General features: G+C 42.2%; 22 protein-coding genes. 17 read left to right on the top strand and 5 right to left on the bottom strand.

Annotated features, from left to right (window positions below; genetic code table 11):
- Window positions 1-12: 12 nt before the first annotated feature.
- Window positions 13-549 carry a DUF4136 domain-containing protein gene (locus AC19MV_RS03875; protein ID WP_498306253.1) on the bottom strand — a complete coding sequence of 179 codons (537 nt, stop codon included), beginning with the start codon at window positions 547-549 and terminating at the stop codon, window positions 13-15.
- A gap of 253 nt (window positions 550-802) precedes the next feature.
- Between AC19MV_RS03875 and AC19MV_RS03870 the strand changes: the two genes are divergently transcribed.
- Window positions 803-1,135 carry a DUF1289 domain-containing protein gene (locus tag AC19MV_RS03870; RefSeq protein WP_432399211.1) on the top strand — a complete coding sequence of 111 codons (333 nt, stop codon included), beginning with the start codon at window positions 803-805 and terminating at the stop codon, window positions 1,133-1,135.
- Window positions 1,136-1,221: 86 nt separating this feature from the next.
- Here AC19MV_RS03870 and AC19MV_RS03865 read toward each other — a convergent pair whose 3' ends face one another.
- Together AC19MV_RS03865 and AC19MV_RS03860 are read right to left on the bottom strand one after the other, a co-directional pair.
- Entirely contained in the window at window positions 1,222-1,812 is a 591-nt protein-coding gene (locus AC19MV_RS03865; RefSeq protein WP_432399077.1) for a TetR/AcrR family transcriptional regulator, read from the bottom strand.
- 75 nt (window positions 1,813-1,887) lie between these two features.
- The gene (locus AC19MV_RS03860; RefSeq protein WP_498305850.1) at window positions 1,888-3,309 is read right to left on the bottom strand and encodes a coniferyl aldehyde dehydrogenase; all 1,422 of its coding nucleotides are present in this window, start codon (window positions 3,307-3,309) and stop codon (window positions 1,888-1,890) included.
- 357 nt (window positions 3,310-3,666) lie between these two features.
- Here AC19MV_RS03860 and AC19MV_RS03855 point away from each other — a divergent pair, with 357 nt between their 5' ends.
- Window positions 3,667-4,098: a universal stress protein gene (locus AC19MV_RS03855; RefSeq protein ID WP_498305849.1), complete on the top strand. Its 432-nt coding sequence runs from the start codon at window positions 3,667-3,669 to the stop codon at window positions 4,096-4,098.
- Between the two features lie 153 nt (window positions 4,099-4,251).
- Here the strand turns inward: AC19MV_RS03855 and AC19MV_RS03850 are convergent, their stop codons facing one another.
- Together AC19MV_RS03850 and AC19MV_RS03845 are read right to left on the bottom strand one after the other, a co-directional pair.
- On the bottom strand, window positions 4,252-5,880 hold the full coding sequence (locus AC19MV_RS03850; protein WP_498305848.1) for a PH domain-containing protein: 1,629 nt from the start codon (window positions 5,878-5,880) through the stop codon (window positions 4,252-4,254).
- On the bottom strand, window positions 5,873-6,604 hold the full coding sequence (locus AC19MV_RS03845; RefSeq protein ID WP_498305847.1) for a PH domain-containing protein: 732 nt from the start codon (window positions 6,602-6,604) through the stop codon (window positions 5,873-5,875). Before AC19MV_RS03845 ends, AC19MV_RS03850 begins: the two co-directional genes overlap by 8 nt.
- Window positions 6,605-6,798: 194 nt before the next feature.
- Here AC19MV_RS03845 and AC19MV_RS03840 point away from each other — a divergent pair, with 194 nt between their 5' ends.
- The 15 genes from AC19MV_RS03840 (at window position 6,799) to AC19MV_RS03770 (ending at window position 22,407) form a co-directional block, all read left to right on the top strand.
- Window positions 6,799-7,128: a winged helix-turn-helix domain-containing protein gene (locus AC19MV_RS03840; RefSeq protein WP_432399070.1), complete on the top strand. Its 330-nt coding sequence runs from the start codon at window positions 6,799-6,801 to the stop codon at window positions 7,126-7,128.
- Window positions 7,129-7,166: 38 nt separating this feature from the next.
- Window positions 7,167-8,135: a magnesium transporter CorA family protein gene (locus AC19MV_RS03835; protein ID WP_498296464.1), complete on the top strand. Its 969-nt coding sequence runs from the start codon at window positions 7,167-7,169 to the stop codon at window positions 8,133-8,135.
- Window positions 8,136-8,235: 100 nt separating this feature from the next.
- The gene (locus AC19MV_RS03830) at window positions 8,236-8,829 is read left to right on the top strand and encodes an alpha-ketoglutarate-dependent dioxygenase AlkB family protein (protein WP_498306251.1); all 594 of its coding nucleotides are present in this window, start codon (window positions 8,236-8,238) and stop codon (window positions 8,827-8,829) included.
- A gap of 106 nt (window positions 8,830-8,935) precedes the next feature.
- Entirely contained in the window at window positions 8,936-10,360 is a 1,425-nt protein-coding gene (locus AC19MV_RS03825; protein WP_498305846.1) for a DASH family cryptochrome, read from the top strand.
- A gap of 131 nt (window positions 10,361-10,491) precedes the next feature.
- A complete protein-coding gene (locus AC19MV_RS03820; protein WP_432399067.1) occupies window positions 10,492-10,791 on the top strand; it encodes a BolA family protein in 300 nt (99 codons plus the stop codon).
- A gap of 203 nt (window positions 10,792-10,994) precedes the next feature.
- Window positions 10,995-12,107, top strand: coding sequence for a TRAP transporter substrate-binding protein (locus tag AC19MV_RS03815; protein ID WP_498305845.1), 1,113 nt, complete (start codon window positions 10,995-10,997; stop codon window positions 12,105-12,107).
- Between the two features lie 149 nt (window positions 12,108-12,256).
- On the top strand, window positions 12,257-12,766 hold the full coding sequence (gene luxS / locus AC19MV_RS03810; protein ID WP_432399064.1) for an S-ribosylhomocysteine lyase: 510 nt from the start codon (window positions 12,257-12,259) through the stop codon (window positions 12,764-12,766).
- A gap of 179 nt (window positions 12,767-12,945) precedes the next feature.
- Window positions 12,946-15,018 carry a TonB-dependent receptor domain-containing protein gene (locus AC19MV_RS03805; RefSeq protein WP_498305844.1) on the top strand — a complete coding sequence of 691 codons (2,073 nt, stop codon included), beginning with the start codon at window positions 12,946-12,948 and terminating at the stop codon, window positions 15,016-15,018.
- 401 nt (window positions 15,019-15,419) lie between these two features.
- Complete coding sequence (locus tag AC19MV_RS03800) at window positions 15,420-16,754, top strand: Na(+)-translocating NADH-quinone reductase subunit A (RefSeq protein WP_498306249.1); 1,335 nt, start codon at window positions 15,420-15,422, stop codon at window positions 16,752-16,754.
- Window positions 16,754-17,953 (top strand): NADH:ubiquinone reductase (Na(+)-transporting) subunit B, encoded by a 1,200-nt coding sequence (locus AC19MV_RS03795; RefSeq protein WP_432399061.1) that lies wholly within the window; start codon window positions 16,754-16,756, stop codon window positions 17,951-17,953. The genes AC19MV_RS03800 and AC19MV_RS03795 overlap by 1 nt, the downstream gene beginning before the upstream one ends.
- On the top strand, window positions 17,946-18,731 hold the full coding sequence (locus AC19MV_RS03790; RefSeq protein ID WP_432399060.1) for a Na(+)-translocating NADH-quinone reductase subunit C: 786 nt from the start codon (window positions 17,946-17,948) through the stop codon (window positions 18,729-18,731). The genes AC19MV_RS03795 and AC19MV_RS03790 overlap by 8 nt, the downstream gene beginning before the upstream one ends.
- Complete coding sequence (locus AC19MV_RS03785) at window positions 18,731-19,363, top strand: NADH:ubiquinone reductase (Na(+)-transporting) subunit D (RefSeq protein ID WP_188954151.1); 633 nt, start codon at window positions 18,731-18,733, stop codon at window positions 19,361-19,363. Before AC19MV_RS03790 ends, AC19MV_RS03785 begins: the two co-directional genes overlap by 1 nt.
- A gap of 5 nt (window positions 19,364-19,368) precedes the next feature.
- Window positions 19,369-19,977 (top strand): NADH:ubiquinone reductase (Na(+)-transporting) subunit E, encoded by a 609-nt coding sequence (gene nqrE, locus AC19MV_RS03780; RefSeq protein ID WP_188954153.1) that lies wholly within the window; start codon window positions 19,369-19,371, stop codon window positions 19,975-19,977.
- 48 nt (window positions 19,978-20,025) lie between these two features.
- Window positions 20,026-21,273, top strand: a complete 1,248-nt coding sequence (gene nqrF / locus AC19MV_RS03775) for an NADH:ubiquinone reductase (Na(+)-transporting) subunit F (RefSeq protein ID WP_188954155.1) — start codon at window positions 20,026-20,028, stop codon at window positions 21,271-21,273.
- A gap of 120 nt (window positions 21,274-21,393) precedes the next feature.
- Window positions 21,394-22,407, top strand: a complete 1,014-nt coding sequence (locus AC19MV_RS03770; protein ID WP_498305843.1) for an FAD:protein FMN transferase — start codon at window positions 21,394-21,396, stop codon at window positions 22,405-22,407.
- The last annotated feature ends 45 nt before the right edge of the window (window positions 22,408-22,452 follow it).

Genomic DNA, 22,452 nt, shown 5'->3' with positions numbered 1-22,452 from the left:
GGCCATGAGTTATCATTTTTGCGGCGGGAATTGCGCCAAAATTGCGATAACGGTTTGGTTTATTCCTTGGGCTTTTTCTTCGCCGCCTTGATCAAAATGATATTGGCCATTACCGCGCCAAATTAAACGCTTATCTTTAGGATCGACAATATCAATTTGTATTACTTGTGTTTTTGCGGTGTCACTGCCAAGTGGAATACCAATACTCGTGCCTAAACCAATACCACCACTAGACCCCCAAGTGCCGGAACCTAAGCCAATAGACAGGCCTGAATTTTTTTCTTTGTCTTGAGTGACAAAAGCGTAATTAACAATAAAGTCAGCATTGTCTGCTTGATAAACATAACCTTGATTCAATAATGTTTGCTTAATATCCGCGTTAATTCTGTCTGCGGTTAATGGGTCATCCGTTTGCTCAATGGTAAGTTGACTAAAGCTATTGAGTGCAGAAAAGTCATAATTTACATCATAATCTTGCTTTGGTTTAGTTGTGCACGAGGCCACTAATAGCAACGAACTTAAGATGATGACAGGCTTGCGCCATCCTATGTAACGACTAAAAAATTGACCAGAATGCCAAAATGTTTTCATGAGACCTCCTATTAAACAGCAATAATGTACAAAATTAACTCAATTAGTATAACCTTAATATACGAAGATTGTAGCTGTGTAGATCCGTTACCTATACTTCTTACGATGAATGTCACGATGAATGTATCGATTAATTTATCGACTATATCGTATAGTAATCGATAATCTGAAAGAGTCTTCATTTTATGTACTGGAGTTAATTTCACTGATGATGGAACAGTTAAGTTTTTTTGCGGTCCCCAGCCCTTGTATTGGCGTATGTCAGTCTGACAGTCGCGGTTATTGTGTGGGTTGCCTTCGAAGCCGTGATGAGCGTTTTAACTGGATGACGTTTAGTGAGTTACAAAAACAAGATGTGATTCGTTTGTGCTTGCAGCGAAAACGTCGCCGTCAATATGCTCTGCATAAAGCCAAGCAACAAGAAGTGCTTAACCAGCAAGCTGCCCACACTGCGCAATTCGATTTTGACAATAACAACGACTCAGTAAGCGATGATGTCGATTTAGCGGGTTTTAGTTTAGATGACTTTGGTTTAGATAATTAGCTAAGCGGCTCAGCTTTATGTTATTAGTTTTTAGTTACTTAGTTTTAAATTACTCAGTTTTAATTACTCAGTCTTAAACTGTGGGCTTATTGGGCTTTCATGGCATGCCAGAATAACTTGAAGCTGGCGCTGCGATGTATTTTGTCATCTCCTAGATGTGGGTTGTCGGTAAAAAAACGAATAGCAGCTAAGTACTGACCATGACAATTTTCGAGTAATAATTCACTCGGAAAATCCGCAATAATCCCTTGTTGTTTACCTTGTTCAATCAAATCAACCACAAAACCTAAAATACTGGTCATCGCTTGCTTTCTTACTGCGGCATCAATATCGGCTGACATTGAATATTGTAAAAAGAACAATTGCTTAAGGGGTTGTGCTATGGCCCAGTCAATGGCTTTTTGCCACAGGTTATTGGCATCTTTTTCAATGTCGCCACAAAGCGCAATATTACTCACCATATTGTTAGCAAACTCTTGTTTAATCGACAGGAAAAGTTGGTTCATTATGTCATTTTTTGCCGGAAAATGATGAAATAGTGTACCCGTAGCAACCCCTGCTGCTTTAGCAATTGATGCGGTTGATGTGGCATTAAAGCCTTTATCGACAAACAGTGACAGCGCCGAATCTAAAATGGCTTGTTTCTTTTGTGTAATGGTAACGGGTGCACTATTCATTAGGTCAATAATACCTGTCAATTAAGTGGTTTGAGCCCAACAAGTGTTGCAATACATTTGCTGGGCTTGAGCATGTTAACGTAAGAAGAATTTCATCAATAGGCGTTGAATAAAGCCGCCATAAGGTGGATGTACAAAAATACCAGTGTTAATTTTACCACTGTTTAATACCGTTTTTGCGTGGCTAAACGTTAAGAATCCTTCTTTACCGTGGTAGTGCCCCATACCTGATGGACCAATGCCACCAAACGGAGCATCATCTGCTGCGACATGAAACACTGTGTCATTAATACAAACACCACCAGAATGGGTTTGCTGCAAAATAGTTTGCTGAGTTTGGTTATCAAAACTCATCAGGTAAAGCGCAAGCGGTCTATCACCCCGGTTAACATAACTGATGGCTTCGGAAATATTGTGATAGCTAATAATGGGTAACAATGGCCCAAATATTTCATCTTGCATAAGCAGCATGTCGTCGGTGGTTTGAGTGATGAGCTGCGTTGCTAACTTTCGTGAACTACTTGATACAGGGTCATCGGTTGCAGACGTGACATTGGCACCTTTGCTTTTTGCATCATCGAGCACTTTCATTAAACGTTGATACTGGCGATCGTTAATTATGTTGCCGTAATCGTCATTGTTGACAAAGTTTGGATACATTTTGCTGAATCGTGCACGGTACGCTGCTATAAACTCATCGACTTTTTCGGCTGGGCAGAGCACATAATCGGGCGCCACACAGATTTGCCCAGCATTTAAACATTTACCAAAAATGAGCCGTTCAACGGCGGTTTCCATTGGCATATCTGGGGCAATGATTGCCGGTGACTTGCCGCCTAACTCTAAGGTGACAGGGGTTAAATTATTGGCCGCAGCGCGCATAACATGACGCCCCACTACAGTAGAGCCGGTAAACAAAATATGATCAAAAGGCAGCGATGAAAATTCGGCTGCAACTTCAGCTTCGCCTTCAACAATAGTGACTTCTGACGCTTCAAAAATAGTGGCCAATAATTGTCGTAAAACCGCATTGGTGGCAGGAGTGAATTCTGACATTTTCAGCATGGCACCATTGCCTGCCGCAATGGCTGTGACCAATGGACCCATTGATAACATGATGGGGAAGTTCCACGGCACGATAATGCCTATTACGCCCAATGGTTGATATTGCACAGAAACCGTAGACGGTGACAACAACATACCTGCATGACGACGACTCGGTTTCATCCACGATTTGAGATGCTTTATGGTGTAATTGATATTATTAATGCAAGGTAAAATATCTGAAATGACGGTGTCGTTAGCTGAGCGGTGGCCATAATCTTGATTAAGGGCATCGATTATTTTTTGTTGGTTATCAAGCAATGCGAGTTTTAATTGAGTGAGCTTATTGACGCGTGATTGATAACTGGGTGCCGGTTGCGACAAATAACGGCTTCGTTGAGTGTCGAGTAATTGCGCGAGTGAGTTTACTGTTTGATCAACTGCCATATTCATTATTATTCTCCGGCTGAAGTAGGTTGTCGGTTAATCATGCCTGTTTCAACATGATAAGATTGCCCTTTGTGAATGGCCAATATGTTTAAAAATAAACCGACTGATTAGTCGGTCTGATATTAGGCGTATTTTTGAACCAACGCAAGTTTTCAGTATATTTTTTGATTTCGATCACTAAAAAATCACCCATTCATGACTACACTAATAATGAAAGGGGAGTGATTAATCTTGCAGATACAATCTACAGATTGTAATGGTATCTTCGGGTTGTATTGGTGTTTATTAGCTGTAATGGTTACTGTCATCGTTAAGCGGTTACTTCACTCATTAGTTGTTCACGTACGGGAGGATAACAACATGCGTACACGTAATATTTTATGGCCTACCGATTTTTCTGATACGGCGTCACATGCGCTGCGATATGCAATTGAAATGGCAAATTTGTACAATGTGGGAATTCGTATTTTGAATGTGGTAGATCAACCTCTTGGAGACGAAAATTATATGGTGCTCGCCATTACGCCTGAAGAGTTGTCTAAAACTATGGAAGATGCTGCCGCTAAGCAAATGCATGAATTATTAGCTCAGCTAAAAACCGATTTAAAGGTCGAAACCGTTATCCGCCGCGGTGATGCCGTGACCGAAATTATAGCTGAAGCCAATAGCGATGAAATTGGCATGGTGGTTATCGCCAGTCATGGTCGTACAGGTCTTGCACACTTTTTACATGATAATGTGGCTGAAGAAGTGGCTAACAAAGCGAAATGTCCCGTGTTAGTGGTCAAGTAACCTTTAACTGCTTGAGTCTGGTTGATTAACAATGCTGACCAGTGACCAGTGACCAGTGACCAGTGATAGGTAACTGGTAGCATTTGCAATCTCGTCTAGACAGTGCCTGTTTGTATTGACCTAGACAACTTTGTTTGTATGGGGCATCTGACGCTAAATCCAGTTTTGGGTATTACGATTCACAGCATGTAACGAACGCGAAATGATCTGCTCAGCAATGTGGACAGGGACATAGGGGAACACGATACTGCCACTGGCAAGGCCCACTTCGACATAAGCAAGTTTTGAACGCTTTTGCCCCTGTGTTTGGGTTATTTTGACATGCTGAACTTTGTCAAACGCAATGCGTTTCCATTGCCTGCCTAACAAACCTGTATGCTGCCAAACCACCTTATCTTCAAGCACATATCCCCAATGTCGATAGCGTAAATAGATGACTCCAATGACGATGGAGGCTATTAACCACGTCGTTTCAAAATAGCTCGAATTGCGACCATCGAACCAAGCTATAACCGACAGTAATATGGCGATAGCAAGTGGCAGCATGATCCGCCTTGTAAACCAATTAATGTGAATATGGGTGTAATGACGAGGTAAAGCGCCAGCGCCACCACTGAGATTGGGCATGGCTGTTAAAATCGATTCGACTTCGTTTGGTTTTACACTGGGGATAAGCATATGTTGCTTGGTTTTTTGCTCAACCTCCTGACCTTTGACTTGTTTAAAATACAAGGTCCAGCGTTCAAATAAACGTGCCAATACCGGCTGTTGAGCATGGATAAGTTGTACCCGTTTAATGGCCAAAGCATCTTGTTGATGTGAAATTACCCCACCGCTGCGCTGAAGGGTATCGTCGTGCCGGTCGAGCTTATATGGGTAATATTTCAACACAGCAGCGATAATCGATATAAGTGAAAACAATCCGTATAAAAAGAGTAAACCCATGATAAAGAACAAGCCTTGTAAGCCGATGTTTTGGTGAGTTTGGCTCTCTATCCATAACCAGAACTGCTTGGCTAATGGCGAATCAAATACCTTGTCTAGATTTAGCTGGCCAAGGACTGGACCAGCAATCACCGCAAACCAAATAAAGTTATTATGGTAAAAGCCAAACAGCAACAAATCACCAAACGATTTAAGAGCGATCGGTTGCGAGTCTAACGCCTCTGTATGAGCTTTTTCTGCAGGTGAGGCATCTGTTGTTTGAGCCGAGTGGTTAAGTGGATTCTCTGATTGTTTTAGCTTGAGTAATAAACGCTTAAGTGTTTGTGCTTGCTCGGTGTCTAAAGCAGCAAGCTGTGCCTCATCTTTTTTGGAACCTGCGGTTTCAATGACTAAGGTGCCTAACGACAAGGGTTTAAAATAAAAAGGCTGCTCATAACGAATATTTTGAATGCGGGTGAGTGGTATTTCATCTTTTTTAGTAAAAAATAGCCCACGCTTTACGTCGAGTTGTTCGCCATTTAAACGGAAGCGGAATTTACGCCACTCAATGGTGGCAGCAATACTCACAAGGATGATGATTGCACTTAGCGCCAGGATAAACCATTGCGCATCAAAGCCTTGTTTCCAACCCGTATACACTAAAGGGATTACAGCAAACCCGTTACTGAGAATGCCTTTTAGGGTGCTAAAAATATAAGTAATAATCGACCAGGGTGACAAGGCCTGCCAGTCTTTGAGTTGATTGGCGAGATCATCACTGCTGTGCTGCTGAGTCGTAGCAGCCTTTATAACATCAGGTTGTTTTATCGATTGAGGTGTTTTTGGCGACTCATCCATGAGGAGTGTCCTCAACGGAAGTTTCGGCTTTAGACGTGGTGAGTTGATGCTCCACATCTTCGTTGGCTTGAGTGTCATTTTCTAATGAACTATTGCTGTGATTCTTAGGCGGTTCAGTTATAGGCTGGTGGTTCGATGCCGCCTTAACTAACAGGTGCTGACGTATATGTTCAGCCAGTTCGGCATTTAATCCGGGTAAATCTATTTCTGCTACGCCACTGCCTGCGCTAAAGCATTTTAATGACACCAGGTTATATCTGCGCTCAAGCGGCCCCTGGGATAAATTAACATGTTGTAAGCGGGTATAAGGTAATGCGGTTGTCGAGATCCAAAATAGACCTTCACGTAACACTAACTCGTGCTCAAATACGCCATAGGCGATCCGCTTGGCTTTAAGATGAATCAGTTTAATGATAATTAAGGCCAGCAATGCATAACCAGGCAATATTGATAATGTCACGCTCGTTGGAATATCGGGATTCACGAGACCAAAAATGGTAATGGCGAGGGTGATGAATATCGCGATGGCAACACTGATAATGAGTAGCAATTTGGGGTAATTCGCATCGACAGCTGTTAAGGGTAACGTGGCTAAAGGAATATATTGCGCCTGCGTTAAGCTAGGGCCATGCTGATAATGGATTAATTCAACTTCGGGTTCATTCAATGTCTCGGAGATTTTAGTTGATAATTGAGGGCTTTTTTCTGTTGGTTCCATTTTCATTATTATGTTATTCCTTTGTTACCGTCCATATTATATTGCCATGTTTTAATGGCAATTAGCGACTAAGAGGTTGTAAATGTTTATCTCAAGTGGTTTTTGCCTATTGATTAGGCCTCAACCGTTGATATAACTTGCAAGCAAGGCGACACATGCAGTAATTTCAGATTAAGTGGTATTATTTATAAGGCGCTATCATGATGTTTTCTGAGCTTAACGAGGTCAATAAATCGCAAAAGGCTTTTTTGCGGAAATTGTATTTAGCGCATTTACTTGATGAAGAACAGCATAACTTGTTGAGCTTGCAAAAATTAACAGGTATGCCAAGACGAACCTTACAAGATGCCATAACTGCGTTTGCCGATATTGGTATTAAGGTTGATTTTATCCAGCAAGGTCAGCGACATAATGAAGGGCATTATCGAATTTCGACTTGGGGCCCCATTAGCAGTGCGTGGGTAAATAGCCATTTTCAACAAATTAAAACGGTGATAGAAGAGGGCGAACCTCAGGAATTGGCCAGCTAGTTTACTTGGCTTTAGTGCTGTTTGAACACGAGTCAATTATGACAATTCACATTTTATTATTTGATACTCAAGGTCATTTGTTGTCGCATGGCGATGACAGCTTAATGGCGCAATACGATCCAAATCTACATCTTATTTGGATTGATATTAGCGGTCCTAATAATCACGCTTTCTTTAACGAACACCCTCAGTTTGGTATTGATAATCTTGATTTTGAAGACGCGCATCGTGAGCGTCATCCGCCGCAAATAGAAGCCTACAGTGATCACGCTTATCTGCTCACTCACGAGTTAATGGAGCGCGAGAATTATTTATTACTCGATAGAAGTCATTTGCTAATGCATGTGAATAGTCAGTTTTTGATTACACAGCACCTCAAACCGTCTATTAGTGTCAGCAAAGTCACCCAACAATTGATAGATAGTAACGCGATTGTTGCGCCTGAAATGAGCTCGGTGTGTTTTGCTATTATGCGGCAAATTGTGATCGATTATTTAGCGGTGATGTTGGCGTTAGAAGAACGCCTTAATGATATTGAAGACGAGATTTTTGATGCATCAAGTGATGATTTGCTCGCTGAATTAATGGCATACAGCAGTAAATTACAAAAGGCTAAACGCTCGTTTAGTTATCATGAAGAGTTGCTACAACAACTATTAGGCGATGATGGCCAACAACACATTGGATTTGATTACTCACAGTTGAGTTATTTATATAACCAGTTTGAGCGTTTATCGAGCCGTGCCAGTTTATACCTAGGCCTAGTCAGCGGCTTAATTAATGGCTTTATTTCTGTGAGCGCGCATAAAACCAACCGGGTGATGATGACATTAACCTTAGTCACGGCTATATTTTTGCCGTTAACGGTCATCGCGGGTATTTATGGGATGAACTTTGACAATATGCCAGAGCTCAAATGGTCTTATGGCTATTTTGCAGTATTGATCTTAATGGCGCTAATTGCAGTTTCGGGTTTATGGATGGCTAAAATAAAGCGCTGGTTTTAACACAATAGCGTCAATAGGAGAAATGGTGTCAGGTTTGCAAAAGGGGTTTGATTTTGATGGGCCACATACCGAGTTAGATCTCGATGCCGATAACGTCATTATGGGCCATCAAATTGCTCATCAAATTAATCCACCCGTCACTTGGGTTAAAGGCTTCTTATCCGCTAAACAGCAACAGTTGTTGCTTAATGAGGTGGCTCACTATCCTTTAGAAAAAGTCGCGATTGAAGTGTATGGTAAACAACATCTTATTCCACGAACGCAAGCGTGGTTTGGCGATGTGGGCTGCGATTATCATTATTCTAAATTGCACATTAGCGCATTACCCTGGCCCCAAGTATTAAGTCGGTTACGACAAAAGCTGTTGAGCGATCATCAAATACAAAGCAATTCAGTGTTAGTAAATCGCTACGCCGATGGGCATGATTGTATGGGATGGCACAGTGATGATGAACCAGAGATTGTGACTCGTTCTGCGATTGCATCTGTCACATTGGGTGCTTGCCGAGATTTTGTTGTGCGCCATAAAGAGACGCAAACTAAAGTAAAATATGCACTGGAGTCAGGTGATTTGTTGATTATGCATCCAGGTATGCAACAGCACTGGCAACATGCTTTGCCTAAACGACTTAAAGTAACCGAGCCAAGAATTAATTTTACTTTTAGGCATGTTATCCCTCATTACTATCGCTAAGTCTGTGTTCTCACAACACTGCTCAGCAAAAAAGCTTTTATTGAACCTTACTGTGCCATGTTTACGTACTAAACAGGTATGAGAACACCTTGCAGTGGTGCAATAAATGATAAAAGTAAATGTTAAGACTTCTTCTACCGGTGGCATCACAACGCCACATCAGAATGTTAATGCGCTCTATTGGCTTGGCGATGATTTACGCATAGCCGATAACGCTATATTTGCCGATATAGCCAAGAATGCACAACAACTTATGATGGTGTATTGTATTGATCCGCAGTGGTTTCGTAGTGTTCAATATCAAGCCGACTATGTAGGAAAGCACCGATTGCGCTTTTTACTTGAGTCACTGCAGGCTTTAGATGACTCCCTCAATCAATATGGCCAACAACTTCACATCGTTTATGCTCGGGCGCAAGATTGCCTGCCTCACATTATTGATATACATGGTATTACGCGAGTTTATCGAAGCCATCACAGCGGTGCGGATGAGCAAGCGGCATGGCAGGTTATTCAGCAGAAATGCAGCGATAGTGCTGGCATTGAATTTTCAACCGTTACGACTCAAACCTTATTTAATGTAGCGCAATTGCCTTTTGATTTAAATGCGCTCCCAGCGACATTCAGTCAATTTCGTAAACAGCTTGAGGGTATTGATATTACTGCGGCCAGTGATGCGGTTTCTTGGCTGCCACCAATGATCCCGTTGCAATCACAAGATAGGCTGTTGCAGGATTGGTTACGGTACCCCAAATGGCTCCCTCAAACTCACATGATGAGTAATGTATTTTGTGGCGGCGAGGCTCAAGGTGCGTTGCAATTAGACAGTTATTTTGCCTCTAATTTGGCCCACAGTTATAAAGTTGTGCGTAACGAACTCGATGGCTGGGAACACTCAACAAAGTTTTCGCCATGGTTAGCCAATGGCTGTTTATCGGCACGCCAAGTCGTATCGGCATTGCGACAATTTGAATCAAAGCATGGTGCCAACGACTCAAGCCAATGGATAGAATATGAGTTATTGTGGCGAGAGTATTTTCATTGGTATAGCCATAAATTTAATCGCACAATATTTCGTTTTTCTGGGATTAGCGGCAAAAAGCCGTTAACCAGTTTCTATGCACAACGATTGCAAGCCTGGAAAACCGCAACCACGCCATTTGCTCTGGTGAATGCATTAATGAAACAATTAAATAACACTGGTTACATGTCTAACCGTGGTAGGCAAATTGTCGCCAGCTGTTTGATCCATGAATTGCAATGCGATTGGCGCTATGGTGCAGCATATTTTCAGCAACAACTGATCGACTATGACGTGGCAATCAACTGGGGGAATTGGCAATATTTGGCTGGTGTGGGTGCCGATCCTCGAGGTTCCAGACGGTTCAATCTTGTTAAGCAACAGCAAACTTATGACCCTCACGGCCACTTTATTGCCGCATGGCTAGGCAGCGAAGCCTTACAGCAAGGTGAGGGCTGCAATAACCCGAGTATTGATACTGTGGATATGGCTGACTGGCCAACGGCGTGATGATGTGTAAGCCAAATAAGAGTTGAGTAAAAGTTGTGCACCAACAGTGAGTTTTACGCTGCTTGTTTGACCTTTAATGTGCAAACCAGTACCCTGCGATTTCATTGATATGAATTAACAAGAGTATCACTATGTCTGTCGAACAAATCATTACAGATAAATTGAGTCAAGCCTTTGCGCCCGTGCATCTTGAGGTGGTTAACGAAAGTAATCGTCATCACGTGCCGCCCAACTCAGAAACCCATTTTAAAGTGGTTGTTGTAAGTGACCAGTTTAACGAACAACGTTTACTTGCCCGCCATCGTTTAGTTAACCAAGCCTTAGCGGATGAGTTAGCCAATGGTGTGCATGCATTATCGATAAATGTATATACCGAAACAGAATGGCAGGCATTAGATGAAGTGCCTAAAACGCCTAACTGCAAAGGTTAAGCCGCCTTTACTGTCATTTTTGCTGTGAGTGGTTGAGCATTAGCACGACAATATTTAGCTGGCAAAAGCATAAAGTTATTCAATACGTTAAACGAAAAAACCTCGCCTCTGTGTGAGGTTTTTTATTGCATGACAATTATTGTCACTTGTTATGGTTATGTTAGAGTAAACCTTAATTATGTTTGAAAATTAAGGATGTCGTCATGGGTAAGGTGAAACAGACCTGCTGGTTAATTGGGCTCACTTTACTGTTAGGTTGCCAACCTGAGGTGCAAACGCCTCAGTCAGAATTACAATCAGTAGTGCAATCGCCTGCTGTACCTTATCAAGTAATTAAATGGCGTTTAGCGACATCTTGGCCTAAAAACCTTGCTGGATTAGGCATGGCTCCCGAGCGGTTTGCACAATTAGTTGAGCAAATGTCTAATGGTCGGTTATCAATCGATGTTTATGGCGCTGGTGAGCTCATGCCGGCCTTGTCTGTCTTTGATGGTGTCAGTCAAGGCACGGTTCAAATGGCACACAGTGCTGCTTATTATTGGAAGGGCAAAGCACCTGCCGCACAGTTTTTTTCGTCGATCCCTTTTGGATTAAATGCACAACAAATGAATGCATGGTTGCACTACGGTGGTGGTATGGCACTGTGGGAAGAAGTGTATCAACCGTTTGGGGTTTTACCGTTAGCGGGTGGCAATACCGGAATGCAAATGGGCGGCTGGTTTAATCGGATTATTCATTCCCCAGAAGACATTAAAGGGCTTAAAATGCGTTTGCCCGGCATTGGTGGTGAGGTCTTAAAAAAACTTGGTGGTATTCCTGTTGACGAACTTGCTGGCCGCGAGCTTTATGGCGCATTACAAACTGGCGCAATCGATGCGGCTGAATGGGTAGGGCCATATAATGATTTACCTTTAGGGTTAAATCAGGTCGCTAAATATTATTATTACCCTGGTTGGCATGAGCCTGGTTCAACCATGGAGTTTTTAATTAACAAACAAGCTTTTGCTGCATTGGCACCCGATTTACAAGCCATCGTAAAAGTGGCTGCGCGCGCAGTGAATCAAGATATGTTAGACGATTATACTCAAGGTCATATTGCCGCAATGAATGCATTGATTGATGAGCACAGTGTTGAGATTAAACCGTTTCCTTCTTCTGTGTTATTAGCATTAAAACAAGCCCGAGATGATGTGTTAGCGCAAGAAGCCACAAAAGATCCTCTGTTTGCTAAAGTCTTACAGGCTTATTTAGCCAATGAAACGGCGGTTAAACGTTATTTTCGTTATACCGAAGACGCACTGAATTATCATGAATAAAATGATATCAATACCCGCTGTGACAAAAATTGATTAGTGATACTATTTCGACATTAGATCGTATAGTGTTTAGAGATCGTACAGTGTTTAGATCATGTTGTGTCTAGATCATACAGTATCAAAATTATTTTATATTCTGGGAGAGAGCAATGCCTTTATTAGACAGTTTTACCGTAGATCATACTCGTATGAATGCTCCAGCGGTTCGTGTTGCAAAACACATGAGCACCCCAAGCGGTGATGCGATTACCGTTTTTGATTTGCGTTTTTGCGCGCCGAATAAAGACATATTAAGTGAACGTGGTATCCATACCCTTGAGCATTTATTTGCCGGTTTTATGCGCGATCATTTAAACGGTGCTGGTGTTGAAATTATCGATATCTCACCTATGGGCTGTCGCACCGGCTTTTACATGAGTTTAATTGGTCAACCTTCTGAGCGCATGGTGGCCGATGCATGGTTAGCTGCGATGAGTGATGTCACCAACGTGGTTGAGCAAAAAGACATTCCAGAGCTTAACGAATACCAATGTGGTACTTATGAAATGCACTCGTTAACAGAAGCGCAAGATATTGCTCGCATGATTATTGCAGCTGGTGTGAGCGTCAATCGAAATGATGACTTAAAACTGAGTGATGAGATTTTAGGTAACCTCTAAACTTATCTCTACACATATAAAAAGCGGCTTAGGCCGCTTTTTTTGTCAATAGACCCCGATAATATTGATGAAACGTTATCAGTATGCTGTTTTTATGTCACTGAAACCGTTATTGTATCGAGCATAATAATACATACAATTTCAACTTTGCTCGACCAGACACATATACGGAGATAATCATGTCTAACCACCCATTTTGCCTGTCGGTAATTGCCGCCGCGGTGTTATTTTCCTGCCATTCAACTCAGGCGTTTGCCGAGACGGTCACAGAATCAATTGATAAGGCAAATAACCAGATTGATTTACAACAATCGACACAGAAGGCTTTTCATTATCGCCAAAGTGATATTGCGTTAGGATTAACCGGGGTAACGGTATTGCCGACATCACCAAACGCCAATGTTGAGTTAATGCACCGTGGTGTATCAGATGGTGTGGCGGTATTACAAGACGGTATCTTCTTTTCCCCTGCACCTTATTCTGGTCAAAACTTAGTATTACAGCCTAATTTGCAACAACAGCAAAGTGTAACGTTATCGAGCATGACCAGTGTGCTAGACGGCTCTGAAGCCGCATTTGGTAAGCTAGAATATCAATCGGTGGCGATTAATGAGAAAAAATACGCTGGCGAATTTAATGTTGAAATGAATGATGATGCCGACTATAGCAGTGGTGTGATTATTAGTGGTACGACTAAAGAATTTGGCATGTTGTTGGCTGTAGATTATCAATCAGCATCAGATGATGTGGGTTATGAGCTGGCTCGCGATGCCGATGCAACCCAAAAAGATATCATGTTCAAAATCGGTGCTGACAGTTTACCGGGTGCACGTAATAAGCAATCAACAGAATTCAGTTACCAGTATTCTAGCCAAGATGCTGAGCAAGGCACTTTAGGTTTAACAAATAATGACTTTTCTGTTGCCCCAAATCAACGCTATGGCGCAGCGAATATCGATTTTACCGACGGCGAACGTCAGCGTTATGTGTTAGCCCATAAGCTGCTATTGTCGAAGACATCCACGGTCGACACCGATTTTTATTACCAAACCTATTCACAAAAAACAGCAAATATGTTGTTTGTTGATGGCGAAATGATTAACACCGTATTGCTTGGTGAGATTGCAGCATTTGAAATCGCGCCAACAGCGGATGGCATGAACTTAGGTGCGTTAGTCCAAGATAACGATTTTGCCGGTTTTGGCGTACAAACCAAAGGCGTTAGCATGCAAGGTCAACATAAAGTGACTTATAGTGCTCGTTACCATACCGATAAAGCTGAAATGGAGCTTGGGCAACAAGATTGGGTGTGGAATAACGATCTATCATTGAGCTCTGTAACAGATAAAAATGCGTTGGTGGTCTATAAAGATGATGCGTCAGCATTCTCGTCTGCGGTTGATGCTCAATTAAATTATGGTCAGTGGTCGATTAACCTAGGATTAGGTTATGAGCATGTGAGTGTGTCTCGAGATGTTAACGATGACTATGACCTTGCGGAAGCTGATTTTTCAGACGATGGTTGGACTCCTTCAATTGAGGTTGCTTATACTCAAGGCGCCTGGTCTGCCGCATTACAAGCCAAACAGGCCTGGACCGCTGCATCAGCCGGTAATATCGATCAAATCGCTCAAGAAGCATTGCAATATCAATTAGCTGTGGCGTATAAACAAGATGCTTTGGCATTGGCAATGACGGCATATATGCATGATTACGATAACCAGCATATTGGTTGTATGTTTGGCATGATTTGCAATTACGAGCAAATTACATTGCAAGAAAACATCGAAGATGTGACGGTGACAGGCATCGACTTATCGGCTGAGTATAGCCTAGCGTTTGACAGTTTTTCGATTCCATTTAAAGCAAAATATCAGTACACCCAAGCCGAAACAGATATTGGATATTGTTCAAATACTAATGGCTGCTTTGACGGCGACAGCCAATTACCCTGGGTACCTAAGCAGCAGTTTAGCTTCAGCTCTGGTGTGGTAATGGGTGATGTGTCTGTGATTGCACAGGCGCTGTTCCAATCAGAATTAGAATATGAAGGCAACCTTGTCGCTATTGAGCCAATCGACAGCCAATGGAAAGTTGATTTAACGGCGAGCTATCGCGTGACTAAACAACATGAAGTGTATTTAAGAGTTGAAAACCTATTGGATGAAGAGCTTGTTGCAAAACGCACCCTAGCGGGTTTACAGGCTCAATCAGAAATGAGCGCTTATTTGGGTTACCAGGCGCGTTTTTAGTTATCAATTAGTCTTAGTCTATTATTAATGGCAGCAGCCTGAGCACATCTTGCTTGAGCTGCTGTTTTTTTATGTGCGAACAAATTAGATAAAATTATTTCTATAATTATTAATGCTATAGTATGTCAAATCGTAATACAGTCGTCGCTGTTTTGTACGGTGTTGTTATTCAGTTGGATTAAGTTAAATTCTGTCGCGGGACAAAGGTATTGGTTTGAAAACACCTATTATTTTCGTGGCGATAGTCTCATATTTACGGTAAAATGCGCGCGACCAGCGTGATTGCGATCGCATTTCCGTGTTAAATCTGCGCTAGCTCAAATGGCAAGTATTTGTTAATACTTTGTTTTTGTAGCGGAACGTGGCGCATTGTCTTTCCTTCAAACGTAGTGCTTGTGGATATGATTACAATTAAGAAAGGATTGGAACTGCCTATAGCAGGCGGACCAGAGCAAGTTATCCATAATGGCCCAGCCATTAGACATGTAGCTACTTTGGGTGAAGAGTATATTGGCTTACGTCCAACGATGAAAATCAAAGTGGGCGATAAAGTACAAAAAGGCCAGGTTCTTTTTGAAGATAAAAAGAATTTAGGCGTTAAATATACGGCTTTAGCCAGTGGTACTATATTAGAAATCAACCGAGGTGCAAGACGTGTACTTCAATCTGTTGTTATTGCTGTAGAAGGTGACGATTGCGTTGCTTTTGCTCAATATAAAGCAGAGAAATTAGACACGTTAGACGTACAAGCCGTTCGTGACAATCTGATTGAATCAGGTTTGTGGACTGCTTTGCGTACACGCCCTTTCAGTAAAGTGCCAGCCGTAGATGCTACTACAGCAGGTATTTTCGTTACTGCAATTGATACTCAACCTCTTGCTGCCGATCCTGTGGTAGTCATCGCTCAACATAAAGACGATTTTGCTAACGGCCTTAAGGTATTAGCACGATTAACTGAAGGTAAAGTTTACCTATGTAAAGCGCCAGGTGCTGATATCCCTGCAGCCAATGCCCAAGTTGAAGAATTTGCCGGAAAACATCCAGCAGGTTTAGTGGGTACACACATTCATCATGTTCTTTCTGCTTCTGCTACTCGTAGTGTATGGCATGTAGGTTATCAAGATGTGATTGCGATTGGCCAACTGTTCACTCAAGGTGTGTTAAACACTGAGCGTGTAGTGGCTATTGGTGGTCCTAAAGCAAAACAACCTCGCTTAGTCCGTACTGTATTGGGTGCAAGCATGACTGAACTTACTGCTGATGAAACAGTAGGTGAAAGTGTTCGTATCGTATCAGGTTCGGTATTAAATGGCCGTACGGCAGTAGGACCTCATGCTTATTTAGGTCGCTACCATCAGCAGGTAAGTGTACTAGAAGAAGGCAATGAGAAAGAATTGTTTGGTTGGGCAATGCCTGGTTCAGATAAATTCTCTATTACACGTGCATTCTTAGGTCACTTAAGCCCATCTCGTCTGTTTAACATGACGACCAGTACGGGCGGCTCAGACCGTGCAATGGTGCCAATTGGTAACTATGAACGTGTGATGCCTTTAGATATTTTAGCTACCATGCTACTTCGTGACCTTGTCTCTGGGGACTTTGATGGCGCAGCTCGTTTAGGCGCATTAGAGTTAGACGAAGAAGATTTGGCATTGTGCACGTTCGTATGTCCAGGTAAATATGACTACGCTTCATATTTACGTGACTGTCTAGATACGATCGAGAGGGAAGGCTAATGAGCTTGAAAGATTTTATCGAGCGTATTGAACCGCAATTTGAAAAAGGCGGTAAGTACGAAAAGTGGTATGCGCTTTATGAAGCCGCTGCTACTGTTTTCTATACTCCAGGTAAAGTGAACCATGGTAAAACCCATGTTCGCGATAACCTTGACCTAAAGCGTATGATGATTACGGTTTGGGCGTGTACATTCCCAGCAATGTTTTTTGGTATGTACAACGTAGGTTTACAAGCTCAAATCGCTATGGCTGCCGGTTTCGGTACCCCTGACGTTTGGCAAGTTGGTTTATTTGAACTATTTGGTGCGCAGCTTGCTGCGGACTCTGGCATAGCATCATTAATGTTTTATGGTGCCTGTTTCTTCCTACCGATATACGCCGTCACGTTTATTGTCGGCGGTTTTTGGGAAGTACTCTTTGCCTCGGTACGTGGTCATGAAGTTAACGAAGGTTTCTTCGTAACATCTGTACTCTTTGCCTTAACCCTGCCGGCAACTATTCCGTTATGGATGGTCGCATTAGGTATCACCTTTGGTGTGGTTGTCGCAAAAGAAATCTTCGGCGGTACAGGTCGTAACTTCTTAAACCCTGCGTTAGCGGGCCGTGCATTCTTGTTCTTTGCTTACCCATTAAGCATGTCTGGCGACACCTCTTGGGTGGTTGCAGACGGTTATTCTGGTGCAACAGCATTGAGCCAAGCAGCACAAGGTGCTTTTGACTATACCTCTAATGCAAACTGGATAGATGCCTTTATGGGCTTTATTCCTGGTTCTGTTGGTGAAGTGTCGACGTTTGCTATTTTGCTAGGTGGCCTTGTTATTATCTATACCCGTATTGCGTCATGGCGCATCGTGGGTGGTGTAATGCTCGGTATGGTTGCGATTGCAACATTGTTAAACGTTGTTGGTAGTGATACTAACCCAATGTTTGCAATGCCTTGGCACTGGCATTTGGTGTTAGGTGGTTTTGCTTTCGGTATGATGTTTATGGCGACAGACCCCGTTTCTGCGTCGTTCACTAATACTGCTAAATGGGCATACGGTTTCTTAATCGGTGCAATGGTAGTGTTTATCCGTGTGATAAACCCTGCATTCCCTGAAGGTATGATGTTAGCTATTTTATTCGCTAACTTATTTGCACCTTTATTTGACCATTTTGTAGTTCAGGCAAATATCAAGCGGAGGATTGCTCGTGGCTAGTAATAAAGATTCGTTCGGTAGAACGCTATTTGTTGTTGTCGGCTTATGTCTTATCTGTTCTGTGCTTGTATCGACTGCGGCGGTTGTTTTAAAACCAACTCAGCAAGAAAATAAGCTACTTGATAAGCAAAAGTATATTCTCGAAGCAGCAAGCCTGATTGATACCAAAGAAGGTGACGTTACTAAACAAGACATTCTGAGCAAATATAACCAGTATGTTGAAGCTCGTTTAGTTGACCTAAAAACAGGTGAGTTTGTAGAAGGTGATGCTAACGCTTACGATCAACGTAAAGCGTCGCGTGACATGACAACCTCAACAATTCCTGAAAACGACATTGCCTCAATCAAGCGTGTAGCTGACAAAGCTGTTGTGTACTTAGTACGTGACGACGCCGGTAAATTGACCAGTGTTATTTTACCTGTTCACGGTTACGGCTTATGGTCGACCATGTATGCATTTTTAGCATTAGAAGCTGACTTAAACACGATTCAAGGCTTAGTTTATTATGACCAAGCTGAAACTCCGGGTTTAGGTGGTGAAGTTGAAAATCCTAAATGGAAAGCATTGTGGAAAGGTAAAAAGTTATTTGATGAACAAGGCGACTTGGCTATCAATGTAACGAAGAACCCTGCAGTGGCGAGCACTGTTTACGGTGTGGATGCATTATCTGGTGCAACATTAACCAGTAACGGCGTACAACATTCATTGCAATTTTGGTTAGGTAAAGAAGGCTTTGCAAGCTTTATCGCTAAAGCACGCAACGGAGGGGTAAGCTAATGGCTGACGTTAAAGAACTTAAACAGGTTCTAACTGGACCGATTATCAATAACAACCCAATTGCATTGCAAATTTTGGGTGTATGTAGTGCGCTTGCTGTTACTACTAAGCTGGAAACAGCGTTGGTAATGACCATTGCACTAACTGCGGTAACAGCGTTTTCTAACCTGTTTATCTCACTTATTCGTAATCATATTCCAAGCAGTGTACGTATTATTGTGCAGATGACGATTATTGCCTCTTTGGTAATCGTCGTTGACCAAGTGCTACAAGCTTATGCTTATTCGATTTCTAAACAGTTATCGGTATTCGTTGGTTTGATCATTACTAACTGTATTGTAATGGGTCGTGCTGAAGCTTATGCAATGAAAACGCCTCCTTTGATGAGTTTTATGGATGGTATCGGTAACGGTTTAGGTTACGGTGCAATCTTGTTGTCGGTAGGCTTTATTCGTGAATTATTTGGTAATGGTTCATTATTCGGCGTAGAAATCCTCAGTAAAATCTCTGACGGTGGTTGGTATCAGCCTAACGGCTTATTACTGTTACCACCAAGTGCGTTCTTCTTGATTGGTGGTCTGATCTGGTTGCTCCGTACGTATAAGCCAGAGCAAGTAGAAGCAAAAGGATAAACGCAATGGAACATTATATTAGTTTATTAATTCGCTCCGTTTTCATTGAAAACATGGCGCTAGCGTTCTTCCTAGGTATGTGTACTTTCTTAGCTGTGTCTAAAAAAGTGACTACTGCGATGGGCCTAGGTGTTGCAGTTATCGTGGTATTGGCTATCTCGGTTCCTGCTAACCAAATTATTTATCAAGGTTTACTTGCTCCTGGCGCGTTAGCTTGGGCCGGTATTCCAGATGCTGATTTGAGCTTCTTGAAGTTCATCACCTTTATCGGTGTGATCGCAGCACTTGTGCAAATTTTGGAAATGGCGTTAGACAAATATTTCCCTCCTTTGTACAACGCGTTAGGTATTTTCTTACCTTTGATTACCGTGAACTGTGCGATTTTTGGTGCAGTGTCTTTCATGGTAGAACGTGATTACAACCTAGGCGAGAGCGTGGTATTTGGTATCGGCTCTGGTATTGGTTGGGCATTAGCAATTGTATTGCTAGCCGGTATTCGCGAAAAGATGAAATATTCTGACGTGCCAAATGGCTTACGTGGCTTAGGTATTACCTTCGTTACTGCTGGTCTTATGGCTCTAGGTTTCATGTCATTCTCTGGTGTTTCTCTTTAAGAAGAACATTGAGACGACGCATTAATTTGAACCTTTAAGGATAAGTGAATGGGTATTCTTGAATCTACTCCAATAGATGTTTATCTAGGTGTGAGTATGTTTACTGTGATTGTATTAGTATTGGTATTAGTGATTTTATTCGCTAAATCAAAATTAGTAGCAAGCGGTGATATCATCATTGGTATCAACGGCGACACAGATAAAGCAATTAAAACAGGTGCAGGCGGCAAGTTACTTGGCGTATTAGCAGACAATGGTATTTTCGTATCAAGTGCGTGTGGTGGAGGTGGCTCATGTGGTCAGTGTCGTGTGCACATTAAATCAGGTGGTGGCGATATTCTACCAACTGAGCTTGATCACATTAGTAAAGGTGAAGCACGTCAAGGGTGTCGTTTATCTTGTCAGGTTAACGTTAAATCTGATATGGAAATCGAACTTGACGAAGAGATCTTCGGCATCAAAAAATGGGAATGTGAAGTTATCTCTAACGATAACAAAGCGACGTTCATTAAAGAACTTAAGCTACAAATCCCTGATGGCGAATCTGTGCCTTTCCGCGCTGGTGGTTATATTCAGATTGAAGCACCCGCTCACCATGTTAAGTATGCTGAGTTTGAAGTACCTGAAAAATACCGTGGCGACTGGGAACACTTTGGCTTCTTTAAGTTAGAGTCTAAAGTTGACGAAGAAACTATCCGTGCATACTCAATGGCTAACTACCCAGAAGAGTTTGGGATTATTATGTTGAACGTGCGTATCGCTACGCCACCGCCACGTAACTTAACCCTACCTTGTGGTAAAATGTCTTCGTACATTTGGAGCTTAACAGCTGGCGATAAAGTGACAATTTCTGGTCCATTTGGTGAGTTCTTCGCTAAAGATACCGATGCAGAGATGATCTTTATTGGTGGTGGTGCTGGTATGGCGCCAATGCGTTCACACATTTTTGACCAATTAAAGCGTCTTAAATCAAAACGTAAAATGAGCTTCTGGTACGGTGCCCGTTCTAAACGTGAGATGTTCTACGTAGAAGACTTTGACGGCTTAGCGGCTGAAAATGATAACTTTAAGTGGCATGTTGCATTATCTGATCCGCAAGCGGAAGATAACTGGACCGGTTACACAGGCTTTATCCATAACGTATTGTACGAAAACTACTTACGTGACCACGATGCACCAGAAGATTGTGAGTTCTACATGTGTGGGCCTCCAATGATGAACGCAGCCGTGATTGGGATGCTAAAAGACTTAGGCGTTGAAGACGAAAACATCTTGCTCGATGATTTCGGTGGCTAATGAGGTAACTCATTACATTGACAAGTAAGTCATGAAAATTGCAGCAATGCAGACAGGGTGGTCAAACACAGGTCTGCAGGCTGCAATTTTTTTTATTCATTTAACCAGCGTAAATTTGAAATGACCGTGAATGCTATCAAGTTATTATTAACCGCTTTATTGCTTTTTTGCGTGAGTGCTTGCAGTACACCAGAGCCTGTTATTGCCTTATCGGGTAGCACGATGGGGACGACTTACCATATTAAAGTTGTGCCAAACGATAATCTGCCAGAAGCGCAACTGTTGCAAGCCGAAATCGACATGGCGTTAGAGGTGGTTAACGACCAGATGTCGACTTATCGCAATGATTCCGAATTGTCGAAGTTTAATCAATTGCAAGTGCAGCAGAGTGTTAAAGTGTCAGCTGATACGCTTAAAGTGATTAATGAAGGCATACGCTTATACCAAGAAACCGGCGGTGCGTTAGACATCACTTTAGGACCTGTGGTTAATTTGTGGGGATTTGGACCTGATAAGCGACCCACTTCAGTACCAACCCAAACACAGATAGATGCAGCTAAAGCGAAAATGGGCATTAATGCGCTTGCAGTCAATGGCACCACACTAACCAAACACAATACCGGTTTATATGTCGATTTATCGTCTATTGCCAAAGGTTTTGGCGTTGATAAAATTGCCTCGATTTTAGATAAGTATGAAGCCAATGGTTATTTAGTTGAAATTGGTGGCGAATTAAATGTTAAAGGTACCAAAGCAGATGGCATAGCATGGCGTATTGCGGTTGAACAACCGACTGACGAAGGCCTGGCCGTACAGCAAGTGATTGAACCTGGGACGATGTCGTTAGCAACATCAGGTGATTATCGTAACTTTTATGAAGAAGACGGCGAACGTTTTTCACATTTGATTGATCCTCGTAACGGATATCCTATTAAGCATAAACTTGCCTCTGCAACCGTGCTACACTCTAGTTGTATGACCGCAGATGGATATGCCACCGCCATGATGGTGTTAGGTACCGAAGCTTCATTGGCACTTGCTAAAGAGAAAAATTTAGCAATAATGCTGATTGAAAAGCAGGATCAAGGTTTTAAGGTCTATTACAGTGATGCGTTTAAAGCATATGTAAAGTAACCTAAAATAGGGTTATATTGCTGACGATTAGGTCAGAATTAGGCT

The sequence above is a fragment of the Shewanella sp. MF05913 genome (genome assembly GCF_059758095.1).
Note: the sequence above shows the minus strand (reverse complement) of the source record. Positions and strands in the feature narration are given on the sequence as shown.